Source organism: Chryseobacterium endophyticum (genome assembly GCF_056333165.1).
On sequence record NZ_JBWGXE010000010.1, the window covers coordinates 26,059 to 42,353 of the forward strand.

Genomic DNA, 16,295 nt, shown 5'->3' on the forward strand with positions numbered 1-16,295 from the left:
AGAAAGCATCTATAAATTTTGTTATTTTTGCAAGATTTTAGAAATGTTCCATGGGGAAAAATAAATTAGCAAGATTCGCAGAAAACAAGATATTACCAAATGTCATTCAGCCGACGAGAGAGGAAGCGCTGGAAGGTTTTAGGCTTAAAGGAAAATGGAGAACAGATTTTTTTAAGAATGATCATCCGATTGTCCTGGAGCTTGGCTGCGGCAAAGGAGAATATACTGTGGGCATGGCCAAAACTTTCCCGGAAAAGAACTTTATCGGTATCGACATTAAAGGAGCGCGGTTCTGGTTTGGAGCCAAAGAAGCGCATGAGAGCAATATGCACAACGTGGCATTTCTCAGAAGCCAGATTGAGCTGGTAGAGCATTATTTCGGAGAAAATGAAGTCGATGAAATATGGATCACGTTCCCGGATCCGCAGATCAAATACAAGCGTACCAAACACAGGCTTACCCATCCCGATTTCTTAGAACGGTACAAGAAGTTCCTGAAACCCGGCGGAATTATTCATTTAAAAACAGACTCCGAGTTTCTTCATGGCTACACGCTGGGCTATCTGCAGGGAGCCGGATACGATATCATTACAGCGCACCACGATATTTACGGTGCTGTAGAATATGATCCGAATACGCCGCATTTAAGAGACATTAAAACCTATTACGAAGAATTATTTTCTGCTAAAGGAAAAACAATTACCTACATTAAATTCCGAATTAATTAAAAAACAAAAAAATGATGAAAAAAACACACCCTCCAGTCTTACCAACCTGTCTTATCGTATTTTAGGCAAGCGATACAGTTTGTTCCGAAGGATATATGTATTATATTCTTCTATTCTTATTTATATAAAACACATAACATCAGCTATGAAAAAAAATATCTTTATCATTTTATTATGCAGCCTTGTGGCATGTAAAAGTACCGGTGTCGAAAAACGTTCCCATGACATTTTAGAAAGTACCGATATTAAGGAAATCGAAAATTACCTGGCCACGACACATCCGGACGACCCGAAAAGAAGTGTCCTGAAACCTAAGCTCATCGCACTGAAAAACGCGGAGTGGACAAAAGGTAAAAAGGATGCAAAACCCATGGAAGCCAGACCTATTATTTCCGAAATACCAAGCGGTGCGCTGAGCAAACCGAATTCTAACGAGGCTGAAGAATTTAAAAGACTCATCACTTCTACTTCCCAGGAACATAAAGACAAAACCGTAAAGCTCCTTAATGCTATGTTTGATGAGGATATCAACAGCAAGGAGGTCATTCTTTTATTTAAAAATCAGTCGGACTGTAACCTGGTGCTGAAGATTCAGGGAAAAGACTTTTACAATATGGCCGTACCCGCAAAAGGCGAAAATTTTATCGTAATCAAAAAAGGGACTTATACCCTGACCGGTAATGTCTGTGATGTGGTGTATTCGTCTAAAAAAGATCTTACCAAAAGCATTTTCTTAACCATCAGCAATCCTAAACCGGCAGCCACTAACCCTGCGGGCAAAAAGTAGCATTTGTTTTTTATGGTTAAATAAAACCCTGGCTTAACAATTCCGGCCGGATTCCAGCCCTGTTTTTGCCTGTTTATTGTGTCGTTAAAAAAACGTCGAAATGTTTTGGTAAAAAGGTCCCGTCGTTTTAGTAAAAAGGTCTCGACGTTTTAGTAAAAAGGTCCCGACGTTTTGGGTAAATGGTCTCGACGTTTTGCTATGCTCGTTAAAATCCTTTATCCGGCATTATTTCAGCGGTAAAGATTACCTTTGTAGGTGTAAATGTATTGATATGAAGAAATATGTTTTGTTTTCAGTAATGTTTGCCCTGTTCCTGAACAGCTGCGGCAATAAAGTTTCTACCACACATTATCCGGTCCGCCAGCCCAGGCCTGTTCCTGCAAATACCGGAAGCAGCACAACTTCCGCAGTACAGGTAGAAAGGGAATATCAGGCTTTAATGAAAACCTACAAGTCTGAAACCGCTGAGGTTTTAACGCATTTGCTGAATTATTCTTCCAATGATCCCAGGACATCGATCACCGTAGAAAATACATCACCCTGCAATATGGTTCTTACGATAAGCGGAAATAATTACTTTAAAAAAATCCCTATAGGTGCCAGGAAGATCGGAGCAGTGATGGTTCCGAAAAATCAGAATTACAACCTCTCGGGGATGGTCTGTAATGCCGTTTACCAGAAAACCAGGTTTGTGTCAGACTCTTATGAAGTAAAGCTTTCAAACTGATAAAAATAAAAAAACCGTTGGATTCTTTGAATCCAACGGTTTTTTGTATGGTAAGAAAATCTTAATGATTATTCTGCATCGAAGTCAGCATCTTTATCAGCAGATACTACTTCTCCTTCTTCTTTAGATTTTTCTTTATCAGCTTTTCTCTGAGACTGACCTTCTTTGATCGATTCTGAAACGATGCTCAGGATCATATCGATAGATTTAGAAGCATCATCGTTTCCTGGGATTACGAAGTCTACTTTTCTTGGGTCAGAGTTAGTATCAACGATACCGAAAACTGGAATACCTAATTTCTTAGCTTCAGTTACCGCGATGTGCTCTCTCATGATATCTACAACGAAGATTGCAGAAGGAAGACGAACCATGTCAGAGATAGAACCTAAGTTCTTCTCAAGGTTAGCTCTTTGTCTGTCTACCTGTAATCTTTCTTTTTTAGATAACGTTTCGAACGTACCATCTTTCTTCATTTTGTCGATGGAGTTCATTTTTTTAACAGCCTTTCTGATGGTAACGAAGTTCGTTAACATCCCTCCAGGCCATCTTTCTGTAATATAAGGCATATTCAGTTCAGCAGCGTGTTTAGCCACTACTTCTTTCGCCTGCTTTTTAGTGGCTACGAAAAGAACTTTTTTACCTGCAGAAGTTAATTTTTCCAAAGCGCTGCACGCTTCATCCAATTTAACTGCTGTTTTATGTAAGTCTACAATGTGAATACCGTTTTTCTCCATAAAAATGTATGGAGCCATATTTGGGTTCCACTTTCTGGTCATGTGACCGAAGTGTACGCCAGCCTCTAGAAGGTCTTTTACATTTGCTTTTGCCATGTTTTCTGTTTTTGTTAGTTTACTTTCCGTTTTTTAAACAATCAACAACTTCTTTAGATGGGAGAAGCGTTTGGATGCTAAACGTAACGGGCAATTTTGCTTTAAGCTGTAGGCACTAAGCTGCAAGCTTTAAGCGGATTAAAAATTTTAATAAGTTCAAATAGCTTATTGCATATTGCTTTAAGCTTACCGCAATTCTTAACGTTTTGAGAATTGGAATCTCTTTCTTGCTTTTTTCTGACCTGGCTTCTTTCTTTCCACCATTCTTGCGTCTCTTGTAAGTAAACCAGCTGGCTTCAATGCTAATCTGAACTCAGCGTTGATTTCGCATAAAGCTCTTGAAATACCTAATCTGATAGCCTCTGCCTGACCTGTATTTCCACCACCGAATACGTTTACGGTAACATCATACTGACCAACAGTTTCAGAAAGGATGAACGGTTGGTTCAATTTGTAAACCATCACGTCTGTAGAGAAATAAGTTGCAGCATCTTTACCGTTTACCGTAATGTTACCAGTTCCTGGCTTTACGTAAACTCTGGCTACAGAAGTTTTTCTTCTTCCGATTTTGTGAACTATAGACATAATTAATTATTTAAATTCGTTAACATTAATTGTTTTAGGCTGTTGAGCTTCATGTTTGTGCTCAGTCCCTTCATATAAATAAAGATTCTTAAGGATCGCAGCGCCCAGTCTGTTTTTTGGTAACATCCCTTTTACTGATTTTTCCAATACTTTTAAAGAATCTTTTTTCTGAAGTTCAGCCGCAGTCATAGACTTTTGACCTCCAGGGTAACCTGTATGCCAGATATAAGTCTTGTCGTTCCACTTGTTTCCGGAAAGAGTAACTTTCCCAGCATTCAAAACGATTACGTTATCACCACAATCTACGTGAGGTGTGTAATTCGTTTTGTGCTTACCTCTCAAAATCTTTGCAACCGTAGAAGCTAGTCTTCCTAACGGCTGTCCTTCAGCGTCTACCACAACCCATTCTTTATTAGCAGTAGCTTTGTTCGCTGAAACAGTTTTGTAACTTAATGTATTCACACGTTTTAGTTAAAGATTAAACATAATTTTCCCATAAAAGGGTGTGCAAAGGTACAAATTATTTTCGGAATGCAAAATATATTTGATCTATATATTTAATCTTCAAATGGGTGGACGTATTGGTTTTGCTTAAAACATTAGTTCTCAGGATGTGTTTGTAGGTCTTTAAAGATGTAATAATATAATGCGTCTATTGTATTTTTTGCTGCTGGATGTTGAAATAAATTTATTTAATTTAAAATTAATGCTAAAAAATTACGGATATCATTAGGATCGCTGGTAATTCTGTATATTTGCGCAAAACCTTGTTAAAGCCATGAGCCACGGAAAAATCAGAGCAGAAAAGAACTGTCTCAATTGCGGTCATACTGTTGAAGAACGATTCTGCCCACACTGCGGACAGGAAAATGTTGAAACCAAGCAGCGTTTTCATTTTCTCTTTACCCATTTTATTGAAGATTTTACCCATTATGACGGACAGTTCTGGAAAACCATCAGATATCTTTTGCTCAATCCCGGGAGGCTTACCAGTGCTTATCTTGCAGGAAAAAGGCAGGCTTATGTTGCTCCGGTAAAGCTTTATATTTTTATAAGTTTCATTACTTTTCTGCTTCCTTCCTTATTTTCCGGCTCTAAGGAATCTAAAGAATCGGAAACTAAAACAGAAAAAGCAGCTCAGAAAATTGAGGAAAAACAACAGGAGGAGAAGGTCGCAAGGTTTACGGACAGTCTTACCCAGAAGATGAACAATGCTCAGAAAGAAGCAATAATCAAAGATGCCAGAATCACAAAAATAAACGGCAATGATATAGAAACCGATGCCATAGAAGAAACTGCTGATGGAAAGCTCACCATTCTCGGCGCATCAAATATGAAGCAGTTTGATTCCCTGTATGCCAAAAAAGCAGACGCCCGACGGGTCTATGATTTTATGAGGCCTTTCGCAAGAAAAGTATTTTACTTACAGAGTAAGGGATTAAATAAAGAAGAAATTTTCGAAAAGTTCTCCGAAACCTTTATTCATACACTACCGAAAGCGCTTTTTGTTTATCTCCCCGTTTTTGCTTTTTTTCTCTGGATTTTTCACAATAAGAGAAAATGGTGGTATTTCGATCACGGTATTTTTACCCTGCATTATTTCTCTTTTTTATTGCTGGGAATTCTTATTCTGATATTTTTCAACAGGCTTATCGATCTTATTCCGGACAATATTGTTATCAGTCTCTTGAAGATATTAGCCTACACTGCGGGTGTAATTTACCTGTTCATCTATTTTTTTGTGGCGCATCACAGAGTGTATGAAAGTTCGAGAGGCATCAGTGTGATGAAAGGTTTTGCATTGCTTCTGATAAATTTTATCGGAATTTTATGCATGCTGCTTTTATTAATGTATATAAGCTTTATCATGCTTCATTAGTGACGAAGGGTCTTAGAAGCCCGGAAACTTGCAATAAGATAGTACGCTACGAATACGGTAGAAAACTTAAGGATCGACGGAATAGCCAGTTCAATATTAAACAGTAAAGCACCAACTGCTACCAATATTGCCATGGACAAAAAAGAAAGCCCTAATTTCTGAGGCAGTGTGAAATTTGGGGTATCCAGAAAATAAGCTGTTCCCCAGGCCAATCCGAAGGCTATGGCATAATAAATATCAAGCCCTATATTCTCTGAACTGTAGAAGAAATAATTAATCAAAAAACTTAAAACAGTTCCCAGTAAAAAATAGAGTAATGCCTTTTTCATATCCTTTTAAATATAACTGCAAAAGTATAGAAATTAATCTGAGTTTTTAAATGGTAAATTCTGCCATGAAGTTTTCTGCATAGCAGAAGCCTTGTCTGCCTTTGTCATCATCTCCACCTTATTCTAAACTAATGTTTGTTCTGTTGTGAAAATCAGAGTGTCGGTATTTTGATTAAAAATCTTTAAATCAGTGTTTTAAATTAAAATCAAAGGTTGTTATTTTATTGTTATATTTGGAAATTCAGAAATTTTCTAGATTTTTTATGGAAACCCAAAAATATACTCCAAACAATAAAGTAAGAATTGTGACGGCAGCGTCATTGTTCGACGGCCACGATGCGGCGATCAACATCATGCGACGTGTGATCCAGGGAACAGGATGTGAAGTGATCCACCTCGGCCACGACAAATCGGCTGAGGAAGTGGTGAACACCGCTATTCAGGAAGATGCCAATGCGATTGCCTTAACGTCTTATCAGGGCGGGCACAACGAATATTTCAAATACATTTACGATCTTTTAAGAGAAAAAAACTCCCCGCAGATTAAGATTTTCGGCGGCGGCGGCGGGGTGATCCTGCCGGAAGAGATCAAAGAATTAATGGATTACGGAATCGACCGTATTTATTCTCCGGACGATGGCCGTGAGCTTGGCCTGCAGGGAATGATCGATGACCTGGTGAAGAAATCGGATTTTGCTACAGGAAAGGAAGTGACAGCACAGGATCTGGATGCCATCAGCTTTGAAAACCCGACCAGCATCGCCAAAATCATTTCAGCGGTTGAAAACTTCTCGGAAGAAAAGCCTGAACTGGTTGCTGCCATCGACGAAAAATCAAAAGATTTGCACATTCCGATCATCGGGATCACAGGAACCGGAGGAGCCGGAAAATCTTCATTAACAGACGAATTGGTAAGACGGTTCTTACGTTCCAACACCGATAAAAAAATTGCCATCATTTCCATCGACCCTTCTAAAAAGAAAACAGGAGGCGCATTATTAGGCGACAGAATCCGTATGAACGCAATCAATGACCCGAGGGTTTATATGCGTTCGATGGCCACCAGGGAAAACAACGTTTCCGTTTCGCCATTCATTCAGTCGGCTTTAAATGTGCTGAAACTGGCACATCCGGATGTGATTATCCTGGAAACTTCAGGAATCGGACAATCCGGATCGGAAGTTTCAGATTTTGCTGACGTGTCAATGTACGTGATGACCCCGGAATACGGAGCTTCTACACAGTTGGAAAAAATCGATATGCTGGATTACGCTGATCTGGTCGCTTTAAATAAATCCGACAAACGAGGGGCTCTTGACGCACTTCAGGCGGTAAGAAAACAGTTCCAGAGAAACCATTTATTATGGGAACAGCCATTGGATGAAATGCCAGTGTATGCAACAAAAGCATCTCAGTTCAACGACCACGGAACGACTGAATTATATAACAGGTTAGTTTCTAAGGTAAACGATAAATTTGCTGATTTACATCTACAGGGTTTTGTTGAGCAGGAAATTACAGACGAAGTAACGATCATTCCTCCAAAAAGAGTGCGTTACCTTTCTGAAATCGTTGAAAACAATAGAATCTATGATGCCAACATCGAAAAACAAGCTGAGCTTGCAAGAACGATGTATCATATTGATGGCGTTAAAAAAATCCTTTCCCATGAATCCCTGGATGCTGAATACCAGAAGGCGGAAAAAGAACTGCAGCAGGAAAACATCGACTTCCTTAATACCTGGGACGATACGAAAAAAGCTTTCCACGCTGAGTTTTATTCTTATTTCGTAAGAGGAAAGGAAATCAAAGTCGAGACCTCAACGGAATCTTTATCCCATTTAAGAATTCCGAAAATCGCTTTACCGAAATACAACGACTGGGGCGACCTGATCAAATGGAAAGGCCAGGAAAACTTGCCGGGAAGTTTCCCCTACACAGCAGGAATTTATCCATTTAAAAGAACCGGAGAAGACCCGACGAGAATGTTCGCCGGAGAAGGAGGCCCGGAGAGAACCAACAGAAGATTCCACTACGTTTCTGCGGAAATGCCGGCCAAACGTCTGTCTACTGCTTTCGACTCGGTAACCTTATATGGTCAGGATCCCGCTTTACCACCGGATATTTACGGTAAGATCGGAAATGCCGGAGTTTCCATTGCGACCCTGGATGATGCTAAAAAACTATATTCCGGATTCGATCTGGTGAACGCACTGACTTCCGTTTCAATGACGATCAACGGACCTGCGCCAATGCTGTTGGCTTTCTTTATGAATGCAGCCATCGACCAGAACGTTGAAAAATATATTATTGAGAATGGCTTGGAATCTAAAGTTGAAGAGGTTTTAAAAGCTAAATTCGACGATAAAGGGTTAGCAAGACCGAAATACAACGGCGAATTGCCGCCTTCAAACAACGGTTTAGGGCTGAAATTACTGGGAATTACCGGTGATGAAATTATTCCTGCCGATGTATATGCGGAAATCAAGGCGAAAACCATCGCTACCGTCCGGGGAACCGTTCAGGCCGATATCTTAAAAGAAGACCAGGCACAGAATACCTGTATTTTCTCTACGGAATTTGCTTTGAGATTGATGGGTGATGTTCAGGAATATTTTATTAAGGAAAAAGTAAGAAACTTCTACTCCGTTTCCATTTCAGGATACCATATTGCAGAAGCCGGCGCCAATCCGGTTTCCCAGCTGGCTTTTACCCTGGCCAACGGTTTCACCTATGTGGAATATTATTTATCCAGAGGAATGGACATCAACGACTTTGCCCCTAACCTATCCTTCTTCTTCTCCAACGGGATCGATCCTGAATATTCGGTGATCGGACGTGTCGCCAGAAGAATCTGGGCCAAAGCCATGAAGCTGAAGTATGGCGCCGATGAAAGAAGCCAGATGCTGAAATACCACATCCAGACTTCCGGACGTTCGCTTCACGCCCAGGAAATTGATTTCAATGATATCAGAACGACGCTTCAGGCATTGTATGCGATCTACGACAACTGTAACTCGCTCCACACCAATGCTTACGATGAAGCGATTACGACTCCGACCGAGCAGTCTGTAAGAAGAGCGATGGCCATTCAATTGATCATCAATAAAGAATTGGGGCTTGCGAAGAACGAAAATCCGCTTCAGGGTTCATTCATTATCGAAGAACTGACGGATTTGGTGGAGGAAGCTGTGTATGCAGAATTCGACAGGATTACGGAAAGAGGCGGTGTTCTGGGTGCTATGGAAACGATGTATCAGCGTTCCAAGATCCAGGAAGAATCGATGCATTACGAATGGCTGAAACACACCGGGGAATATCCGATCATCGGGGTGAATACGTTTTTAGGAAAAGACGGTTCGCCGACGGTTCGTCCGGGAGAAGTGATCCGTTCGACCGAAGAAGAAAAGCAGTTCCAGATCGAGATGCTTCATAATTTCCAGAAATCGAATGAAGATAAATCCGAAGAAGCCCTGAAAACGCTGCAACACGCTGCCATCAATCAGCAAAACTTATTTGAGGTCATGATGGATGCCGTAAAATACTGCTCGCTTGGGCAGATTACCAATGCTTTGTTTGAAGTAGGCGGTAAGTACAGAAGAAATATGTAGTCCGTAGCCGGACAGGGAATTTTTACAACTAACTGTTTAAAAATTATAAAGTAAACCTCAGAGAATTTTCTTTGAGGTTTTTGTATTTTTGAACTATCTATATATTTTAATTTAAAAAAATTAATGAAAAAATTCTCTTTCTTAACGCTTATACTTTTCGCTGTAACATTCTTAAAAAGCTGCAATTCATATCCGATGGCTGCCACGCATAAAAGTGACATGAACAGGAATACTGAGGAATTACAAAAAAGGCAAGAAGCCGAAAGAAAAAAAATAGAACCGAACGAATTTAATAATTTCGGAAAACCGGATAATAAATAAAACATTATTGAAAAATTTAAATTTTCAACTTATTAAGTTCATATTTGTTTAGATGAAACCCAACGCCATCTTCAACTGGAGCAGCGGAAAAGATTCTGCCCTCGCCCTGTATAAAATTTTACAGGAAGAAAAATTTGAAATTATTTCTTTACTCACCAGTGTCAATAAAGAGTTTCAGAGAATTTCCATGCACGGGGTCCATGTTTCGTTGCTGGAAAAACAGGTAGAAAGTCTGGGTTTTCCTCTAGCCAAGTTGGAACTCCCGAAAGAACCGTCCATGGAGGAATACCGTGACCTAATGGAAAGCACCATGAATGATTTTAAACAGCAGGGCGTTACGCATTCCGTTTTCGGGGATATTTTCCTTGAAGATCTGAGGAAATACAGGGAAGATCAGTTGGCGGCAGTAGGCATGCAGGGCGTCTTTCCTTTGTGGAAGACCGATACGAAAAATCTCATTGAAGAGTTTCTGAATCTCGGATTTAAAACCATTGTTACCTGCGTGAACGAAACCTATCTGGACAAAAGCTTCGCCGGCAGGATTATTGACCAAAAGTTTATTGAAGATTTACCTGAAAATGTAGATCCCTGTGGAGAAAATGGCGAATTCCACACGTTCACTTTTGACGGTCCTGTTTTTAAAAATCCGATTGGTTTTGAGGTAGGAGAAATCGTAAGGAAGACCTACCCGAAACCCAAATCCGGCAGCCATGAAGAAAACGGTGACTATGTTTTCTGGTTCTGTGATCTGATGGCAAAATAATTAAATATAAATTGCGTTCAGATTATAAACTGTTACTATGAATCTGATTTTAAAAATCGACAAGCCTTGTAAAGAATCTTTAGACCGAATGAATGATATTGATGGAGGAAAATTCTGCATCACCTGTTCTAAAAAAGTATTGGATTTTTCTCAATTGCAAGGTTCGGAAATTAAGAAAATCTTTCATGAAAACAAAGAAGAGAGAATTTGTGGGATTTTATCTAAAAATCATCTGCATAAAGCTATTTCAGAGAATATTTCTAGTCCGGAGATTCCATTAAAGCGTATAAGATCTTTTACTAAAATTACAGCAGGGCTGGCCCTCACCGCAAGCATCATCAATCTATACCCTGCGCAGTCTGCAAAACTTCACACGCCCGAAGTTTCCATCACGACAAATACGGTAAATAAACAAAAAGTAAAAGAGCCCCACAAAGATGACGGAAATACGATTATCAAAGGGAAAGTCATCAATAAAAACACGGGAAAGCCGGTGCCTGACGTAACGGTAAAATTAATTACTTTTCAAAAAGTTTATAAAGGCATAACAGACAAGGATGGTTTTTACTCTCTTGAAATTCCCAATACGGCTATTAGGGAAGAGAATTTAATTGAATTTAAACCTTTTGCTGAAACGTTAAGTACCGAATTGGTAACTTTTAAGAAAGAAGAAATTTTAAAAAAGAATATCACCCATCTTTCAGAAAATACAATTTACGCAGAATACGGCGAAGTGAGTGAAGTATGGCCTTACCAGAACTCGATAGTAGTTTTGGAAGGGAAAAAGGTAGATTATAAAATCTTCAACAAAAGCTATTTGCTTTTTCATGACCGCTATGAAGTATACTATATTCCGAAACCTTACACCCGGGCATTTACCAATAATGAAAAAATCCAGGACATATTTATTGCTTTTATTAAATAACCTATTTATTGATTAAACAACAACAAGCTTATTTTTACCGGCACATTCTCACCGTTTACCTCAAATTATTCCATTTTGATCAGCTAAAATTTAATTTTGAATTAATAAAATTAATTTGACAATGAGAATAATTCAACTTTTAAGCAAGGAATTTCTCCCATTCTTATTTTTATCTGCCGCTTATTCTTTTGCACAGACCACCATAAAAATTACCTATTATACCGGATCCTCACAGGATTACACGGTCAATACAAATGGAAAACTTTATTTCGCCGGAAATAATCTGCTGGTAAAAACTTCAGGTTCTGCCCCGGAAGTTTCCATTCCTATCGGGATTAGCAGGAAAATCACTTTTTCTTCATCAGTGCTGTCGACCCAGGAGATTGGAGCCAATAAGGATCATATCAGGCTATATCCGAATCCTTCTGCAGAGTTTATAAGGATTACCTCGGACAAAAAAGAAATGTTAAAAGTAAAAATATTCTCCGCTACAGGAAGGCTTGTTCTGAATGGAACTTTTCAACCTGGCGAAGACATCGACATCAGCAGCTTCAGCGAAGGATTTTACTTAGTTCAGATAAACAATACCACTTTAAAACTGATCAAAAAATGAGAATGCAATTTTATATTTTAATTGCCGTGCTGGTATCTTTCGGAATAAAAGCACAGAGCAACATCATCGTCCATAATTCGGGAAATACCATGTATGCTTCTCCGACCCCGGTGGTAGATAGTATAAAGTTCGATACCAATGATGCCAAGTTTCACCTCAGCGGAAGTACGGCAAGTTTAAACCTGCCAAAGAGTACCGTCGACAGTCTGACCTTTTCTTCTACTGCTGTGAACTTAACTAAAATTTATATCATTTATAAGGGTTCGGACAACGCGACCATTATCAATCCATATGCAGGACAAGGCGTAAATATTACGGCAGTCGGCGGAACAGTAAATGTCGTTTCAACAGCAACGATCAATAATCTGGAATATAATTTACTGGGCACCAGCACAACCGGGAGCCTGACGATGAGTTCAACACTTCCGGCAAATTTCGTAATGAATAATCTTAACATTACGAATATCTCCGGTCCTGCCATTAATATTACAGGCGGACAGCCTCATACCTTCACTCTTCAGGCGGGTACTGTCAATTCGTTGACAGATGGTTCTTCAAGCACAAAGAACGGAACTTTACAGACCGATGGAAAAATAATTCTTAACGGCACCGGCACATTAAACATCAAAGGAATTAAAAAACACGGCATCTCTACTTCTTCCGGTATTGAAGTCCAGAATGGTACACTTAAAGTAATTTCGGCCGCATCGGACGGGTTTCATTCAGAAGGATATATCATGAGCAACGGAACGGTAGACATTACAGCAACAGGCGATGCTGTGGATGCAGGGGATGCCGCCATTTCCATTTCAGGAGGGAATGTAAAGGCTGTTTTAGCATCAGCTGACGTAAAAGCCATCAAAACAGGAACTTCGACTGTCGGAATTTCAGGAGGCACTTTTAATTTAACCTTAACAGGGGCACAGTCCAAGGCCATCAGTGCCAAAGGAAACATTACTTTTGACGGTGGCAATATAACAGCCAGTCTTTCCGGGGCTGCCGTTCTTACGGCTTCAGGCAGCGGCTACGACCCGTCTTATTCCACTGCTATAAAAACGGATGCCGGAGTAATCATCAACGGAGGAACATTTAATCTTTCTCTGGCTTCAACGGCTAATGGCGGAAAAGGGATTTCGGCAGGACAGAATATCACCATCAATAATGGAAATATTACCATTACCACAGCCGGAAACGGCGCAACATATACCAATACGGCAGGAACGCTGGATTCTTATTCAGCATCTGCAATCACGGCCGACGGAAATCTGCTGATCAATGCGGGTAACTTGACAACCACCAGCTCGGGAACAGGGGGAAAAGGCTTAAAAGCAGACGGAACGGTAACCATCGGAAGTACAACGGGCAATCCTACACTAATGATTAAAACAACAGGAGCCAGATTCTTAGTTTCGGGCACCGATTACAGCCATCCGAAAACATTAGTGGCTGCCGGAGCTGTTACCATCAACAACGGAAATAATACATTTAATTCTACGGATGACGGCATTCATTCCGATGCCTCCATTACCATCAACGGAGGAATCAATACCGTTTCTGCAATTTCTGCTACTTCAGGAGTTGGCGAAGGCGTAGAAGCACCCATCATCACCCTGGCAGGCGGAGTAAATAATATCACCGCCTCCAATGACGGCATCAATGCAACGTACGGAACTGTCGCCGGCGGAACGGAAGCTAATGACAACAGCCATCTCTATATTACAGGAGGAATTCATGTGGTAACCGGAAGCGATGCGATCGACAGCAATGGAAATATTACTGTAACGGGTGGCACAACCATCGTCAACGGCCCGACGAGCCAACCGGAAGAAGGAATCGATTACAACGGAACATTTCTGATGAATGGAGGGCTGCTCATTTCCGGAGGCTCCAATTCAACTATGACAAAAGCGATGGGAGCCGCTTCCACGCAGGTGGGAATGTACCTGAAATCCAGCGCCCAGCTTGCTACCACTTCCCTATTGCATATCGAAAATGCAGCCGGGACTGAAATGGTAACCTTCAAGCCAAAAAACGGAGTCTATTATTTCCATTTTTCAAGTCCTAACCTAAATAAAAATGTGGTTTACAAAGTATATTTCGGCGGAAGCTACACTGGTGGAAGCTATGTAGGAGGAACTTCAGGATGGGGACTGTATACCGGAGGTACTTACTCCAATAGCGGAGGAACTTTAAAAAGCACTTTTACAACCTCAGCTACAAATACCGTAAATACAGTTTCTTTTTAATCGGTATCTCATCATTACAGAAGCCTCTCGATTTTATTGGGAGGCTTTTCTTTGAAATAAGGTTATGAAAACCAATACACTCTTTTTAATTTCCTTCTTACTTCAATATAATTAATATAAATCTTATGAATGAGCAGTCAGAAATTTCTCCATCCGGAACAGCGTCTTCTTATGTGCGAAAAAGCTTAGCATGACAAAAATAATCAGTACCTGCACAGTATAAGGCAAAAGCAGTGTTACCGATACATATCCCATTTCACTGTACTCATTTTCTCTGAAAAACAGGTACGGATATTTTCCGTCTTTTACAATGATTTGCGCCATCAGGCCTATCATAGAGAGACTAAGGGCTACATTTTGCTGATAGATGGTATACAACAGCTTTCCTTTGTATTTCTGATCATGCTTCATGTACTTCAGCATTTTGTAATGAAACGCCCAGATGATAATCGGAACAAAAATAAATAAGCCGTTCTGTATCCTGAAAAAATCCGTATAAACATTTACATCATTTGCCAGATAAATAAGCACAAAAGTAATCGCTAAAGATATCAAACCCAACAATGCCGATTTTTTCAAAAGATGATTGTTTCTCGCTTTTACAATTTTCTTTACAATTGCAGGAATTTCCTCCTGGAAGAAAAAAGAATATTTTGTAGTTTTAAATTCACTTTCCCACAATTTCTGCGTCTTATGGAAAGCTTCCTCAAAACTCATATTTTCTTCAGCCTGAATATACGCCACCTGGGAAATCATGTGGTCTTTTACTTCCAGCAGAATATCCAGCGGAAGCCTGTGAAAAATAAGATAGTTAGTAACTTGCCGTTCCTGTTCTGTGGTTATCATTTTATCCTCTTTTTTAAACCAAAACATTAATCTTTTTAGAACTGAAATATAAAAGCTGTAGCTGAACCGCCAGTGCATATATACAGAAAATTTTACTGATCTGAAGGTCTAAAATCTCCCAGTGATCCGCCGTCACAGCATAGCCAATATAAAATACAGCCAACCCGGCCAACATATTCCTGACCAGTAAAGGATGAAAATTCATACTTGCATAATTTGAAACCCTGAAGCCTTTTCTGATAGCATTGTATAAAAGCATGGCAATCCATACGATAAACAGCAAGATCTGCAGATTCATAAATAAATCGGAATCTACCTGTAATAATAAAAAACCTGCTCCTGAAAATACCATTGAAACCAATGTTATCTTGCGGAACCTCATCTGTACTACCTGCTTCTCGATCCTGGCTATCTTTTTAAAAGACAGGAGATCGGCCCGTACCATTTCAAGCTCTCTTTTCCAGCTGATCCGGGCCATCAGAAATGCTTCCTGAAAACCTATATTTTCATTTTCCATAAGACCTACAATTTGCATCATGAAATGATCTTTCACCTCATCAAGTATCTGAGGAGACAATTTTTTCGAATTCAGATAAGCGGTAATCTGCTTTTCCTGTTCCAATGAAATCATATATTAAAAATGGTATTTAGGTTAAACAAATAGCTTTTCATTTCCTCTTCTTGTGTGACCTGCTGTTTTTTTCCCTTGTCGGTCAAAAGATAATATTTCCGGTCTCTTCCGTTGATCTTCTGAATTTCGGAAGTAATCATTCCTTCCGCTTCCAACTTATGGAGAAGAGGATACAGCGCGCCTTCCGTCATTTCCAGCTCGCCTTGGGTAAGTTCTTTCGCACGCTGGGTAATCTGGTAGCCATACATTTTCACTTCCTTCGCAAGCAGCTTCAGAATGATGTTCTGCAATGTTCCTTTATAAAGACTGTTCTTTTTCAATATCGAATCTTTTATACCTCACAAATTTATGCATAATTTTCTTATGTATTATAATTTAATTTTATTGTTTTTAATTTTTAGAATTAAAATAATTATTGATTTTAAACCCTTGCTTAAATCGTAGCTGATAATTTTTTTATGAACTCTACTTAAT

General features: G+C 39.7%; 17 protein-coding genes. 10 read left to right on the top strand and 7 right to left on the bottom strand.

Features of this window, described 5'->3' with window-relative positions; translation table 11 throughout:
* Positions 1 to 50 precede the first annotated feature (50 nt).
* The 3 genes from trmB to AC0N32_RS18070 all read left to right on the top strand — a co-directional run bounded on the left by trmB (position 51) and on the right by AC0N32_RS18070 (position 2,242).
* On the top strand, positions 51 to 728 hold the full coding sequence (gene trmB, locus AC0N32_RS18060; protein ID WP_476395243.1) for a tRNA (guanosine(46)-N7)-methyltransferase TrmB: 678 nt from the start codon (positions 51 to 53) through the stop codon (positions 726 to 728).
* Positions 729 to 873: 145 nt separating this feature from the next.
* Positions 874 to 1,515 (top strand): DUF6759 domain-containing protein, encoded by a 642-nt coding sequence (locus AC0N32_RS18065; RefSeq protein ID WP_476395244.1) that lies wholly within the window; start codon positions 874 to 876, stop codon positions 1,513 to 1,515.
* Positions 1,516 to 1,786: 271 nt separating this feature from the next.
* Entirely contained in the window at positions 1,787 to 2,242 is a 456-nt protein-coding gene (locus tag AC0N32_RS18070; protein WP_476395245.1) for a DUF6759 domain-containing protein, read from the top strand.
* Positions 2,243 to 2,310: 68 nt separating this feature from the next.
* On the opposite strand, the gene rpsB is transcribed toward AC0N32_RS18070, so the two are convergent.
* The 3 genes from rpsB to rplM all read right to left on the bottom strand — a co-directional run bounded on the left by rpsB (position 2,311) and on the right by rplM (position 4,119).
* Positions 2,311 to 3,072 (bottom strand): 30S ribosomal protein S2, encoded by a 762-nt coding sequence (gene rpsB / locus AC0N32_RS18075; protein ID WP_294296453.1) that lies wholly within the window; start codon positions 3,070 to 3,072, stop codon positions 2,311 to 2,313.
* A 198-nt stretch (positions 3,073 to 3,270) separates the two neighbouring features.
* Positions 3,271 to 3,657: a 30S ribosomal protein S9 gene (gene rpsI, locus AC0N32_RS18080; RefSeq protein WP_034678948.1), complete on the bottom strand. Its 387-nt coding sequence runs from the start codon at positions 3,655 to 3,657 to the stop codon at positions 3,271 to 3,273.
* A gap of 6 nt (positions 3,658 to 3,663) precedes the next feature.
* Complete coding sequence (gene rplM, locus AC0N32_RS18085) at positions 3,664 to 4,119, bottom strand: 50S ribosomal protein L13 (RefSeq protein ID WP_027381190.1); 456 nt, start codon at positions 4,117 to 4,119, stop codon at positions 3,664 to 3,666.
* A 316-nt stretch (positions 4,120 to 4,435) separates the two neighbouring features.
* Between rplM and AC0N32_RS18090 the strand changes: the two genes are divergently transcribed.
* Positions 4,436 to 5,536 (top strand): DUF3667 domain-containing protein, encoded by a 1,101-nt coding sequence (locus tag AC0N32_RS18090; RefSeq protein WP_476395246.1) that lies wholly within the window; start codon positions 4,436 to 4,438, stop codon positions 5,534 to 5,536.
* Here the strand turns inward: AC0N32_RS18090 and AC0N32_RS18095 are convergent.
* Positions 5,533 to 5,865: a hypothetical protein gene (locus AC0N32_RS18095; RefSeq protein ID WP_476395247.1), complete on the bottom strand. Its 333-nt coding sequence runs from the start codon at positions 5,863 to 5,865 to the stop codon at positions 5,533 to 5,535. The two genes, AC0N32_RS18090 and AC0N32_RS18095, sit on opposite strands and share 4 nt — an antisense overlap.
* A 263-nt stretch (positions 5,866 to 6,128) precedes the next feature.
* On the opposite strand from AC0N32_RS18095, the gene AC0N32_RS18100 reads away from it, so the two are divergent.
* The 6 genes from AC0N32_RS18100 to AC0N32_RS18125 all read left to right on the top strand — a co-directional run bounded on the left by AC0N32_RS18100 (position 6,129) and on the right by AC0N32_RS18125 (position 14,344).
* Positions 6,129 to 9,476, top strand: coding sequence for a methylmalonyl-CoA mutase family protein (locus AC0N32_RS18100; protein WP_476395248.1), 3,348 nt, complete (start codon positions 6,129 to 6,131; stop codon positions 9,474 to 9,476).
* 123 nt (positions 9,477 to 9,599) lie between these two features.
* Entirely contained in the window at positions 9,600 to 9,797 is a 198-nt protein-coding gene (locus AC0N32_RS18105) for a hypothetical protein (RefSeq protein WP_476395249.1), read from the top strand.
* Between the two features lie 52 nt (positions 9,798 to 9,849).
* Positions 9,850 to 10,560 (top strand): Dph6-related ATP pyrophosphatase, encoded by a 711-nt coding sequence (locus tag AC0N32_RS18110; RefSeq protein ID WP_476395250.1) that lies wholly within the window; start codon positions 9,850 to 9,852, stop codon positions 10,558 to 10,560.
* 37 nt (positions 10,561 to 10,597) lie between these two features.
* Positions 10,598 to 11,485 (top strand): peptidase associated/transthyretin-like domain-containing protein, encoded by an 888-nt coding sequence (locus AC0N32_RS18115; protein ID WP_476395251.1) that lies wholly within the window; start codon positions 10,598 to 10,600, stop codon positions 11,483 to 11,485.
* 121 nt (positions 11,486 to 11,606) lie between these two features.
* Positions 11,607 to 12,098 (top strand): T9SS type A sorting domain-containing protein, encoded by a 492-nt coding sequence (locus AC0N32_RS18120; RefSeq protein WP_476395252.1) that lies wholly within the window; start codon positions 11,607 to 11,609, stop codon positions 12,096 to 12,098.
* A complete protein-coding gene (locus tag AC0N32_RS18125) occupies positions 12,095 to 14,344 on the top strand; it encodes a carbohydrate-binding domain-containing protein (protein ID WP_476395253.1) in 2,250 nt (749 codons plus the stop codon). The genes AC0N32_RS18120 and AC0N32_RS18125 overlap by 4 nt, the downstream gene beginning before the upstream one ends.
* Before the next feature lie 123 nt (positions 14,345 to 14,467).
* Here AC0N32_RS18125 and AC0N32_RS18130 read toward each other — a convergent pair whose 3' ends face one another.
* From AC0N32_RS18130 to AC0N32_RS18140, 3 genes are read right to left on the bottom strand one after another with little or no spacing between them, the layout of a single operon-like run.
* Positions 14,468 to 15,190: a hypothetical protein gene (locus AC0N32_RS18130; protein WP_476395254.1), complete on the bottom strand. Its 723-nt coding sequence runs from the start codon at positions 15,188 to 15,190 to the stop codon at positions 14,468 to 14,470.
* A 13-nt stretch (positions 15,191 to 15,203) separates the two neighbouring features.
* Positions 15,204 to 15,821: a hypothetical protein gene (locus AC0N32_RS18135; protein ID WP_476395255.1), complete on the bottom strand. Its 618-nt coding sequence runs from the start codon at positions 15,819 to 15,821 to the stop codon at positions 15,204 to 15,206.
* Positions 15,818 to 16,141, bottom strand: coding sequence for a PadR family transcriptional regulator (locus AC0N32_RS18140; protein WP_294200646.1), 324 nt, complete (start codon positions 16,139 to 16,141; stop codon positions 15,818 to 15,820). Before AC0N32_RS18140 ends, AC0N32_RS18135 begins: the two co-directional genes overlap by 4 nt.
* Positions 16,142 to 16,295 lie beyond the last annotated feature (154 nt).

Coding starts and splice junctions, on each gene's coding strand:
- AC0N32_RS18130 (WP_476395254.1), bottom strand. CDS start 15,190: ATGATAACCACAGAACAGGAACGGCAAGTTACTAACTATCTTATTTTT.
- trmB (WP_476395243.1), top strand. CDS start 51: ATGGGGAAAAATAAATTAGCAAGATTCGCAGAAAACAAGATATTACCA.
- AC0N32_RS18100 (WP_476395248.1), top strand. CDS start 6,129: ATGGAAACCCAAAAATATACTCCAAACAATAAAGTAAGAATTGTGACG.
- AC0N32_RS18115 (WP_476395251.1), top strand. CDS start 10,598: ATGAATCTGATTTTAAAAATCGACAAGCCTTGTAAAGAATCTTTAGAC.
- AC0N32_RS18135 (WP_476395255.1), bottom strand. CDS start 15,821: ATGATTTCATTGGAACAGGAAAAGCAGATTACCGCTTATCTGAATTCG.
- rpsI (WP_034678948.1), bottom strand. CDS start 3,657: ATGTCTATAGTTCACAAAATCGGAAGAAGAAAAACTTCTGTAGCCAGA.
- AC0N32_RS18095 (WP_476395247.1), bottom strand. CDS start 5,865: ATGAAAAAGGCATTACTCTATTTTTTACTGGGAACTGTTTTAAGTTTT.
- AC0N32_RS18110 (WP_476395250.1), top strand. CDS start 9,850: ATGAAACCCAACGCCATCTTCAACTGGAGCAGCGGAAAAGATTCTGCC.
- AC0N32_RS18090 (WP_476395246.1), top strand. CDS start 4,436: ATGAGCCACGGAAAAATCAGAGCAGAAAAGAACTGTCTCAATTGCGGT.
- rpsB (WP_294296453.1), bottom strand. CDS start 3,072: ATGGCAAAAGCAAATGTAAAAGACCTTCTAGAGGCTGGCGTACACTTC.
- AC0N32_RS18065 (WP_476395244.1), top strand. CDS start 874: ATGAAAAAAAATATCTTTATCATTTTATTATGCAGCCTTGTGGCATGT.
- AC0N32_RS18070 (WP_476395245.1), top strand. CDS start 1,787: ATGAAGAAATATGTTTTGTTTTCAGTAATGTTTGCCCTGTTCCTGAAC.
- AC0N32_RS18125 (WP_476395253.1), top strand. CDS start 12,095: ATGAGAATGCAATTTTATATTTTAATTGCCGTGCTGGTATCTTTCGGA.
- AC0N32_RS18105 (WP_476395249.1), top strand. CDS start 9,600: ATGAAAAAATTCTCTTTCTTAACGCTTATACTTTTCGCTGTAACATTC.
- AC0N32_RS18120 (WP_476395252.1), top strand. CDS start 11,607: ATGAGAATAATTCAACTTTTAAGCAAGGAATTTCTCCCATTCTTATTT.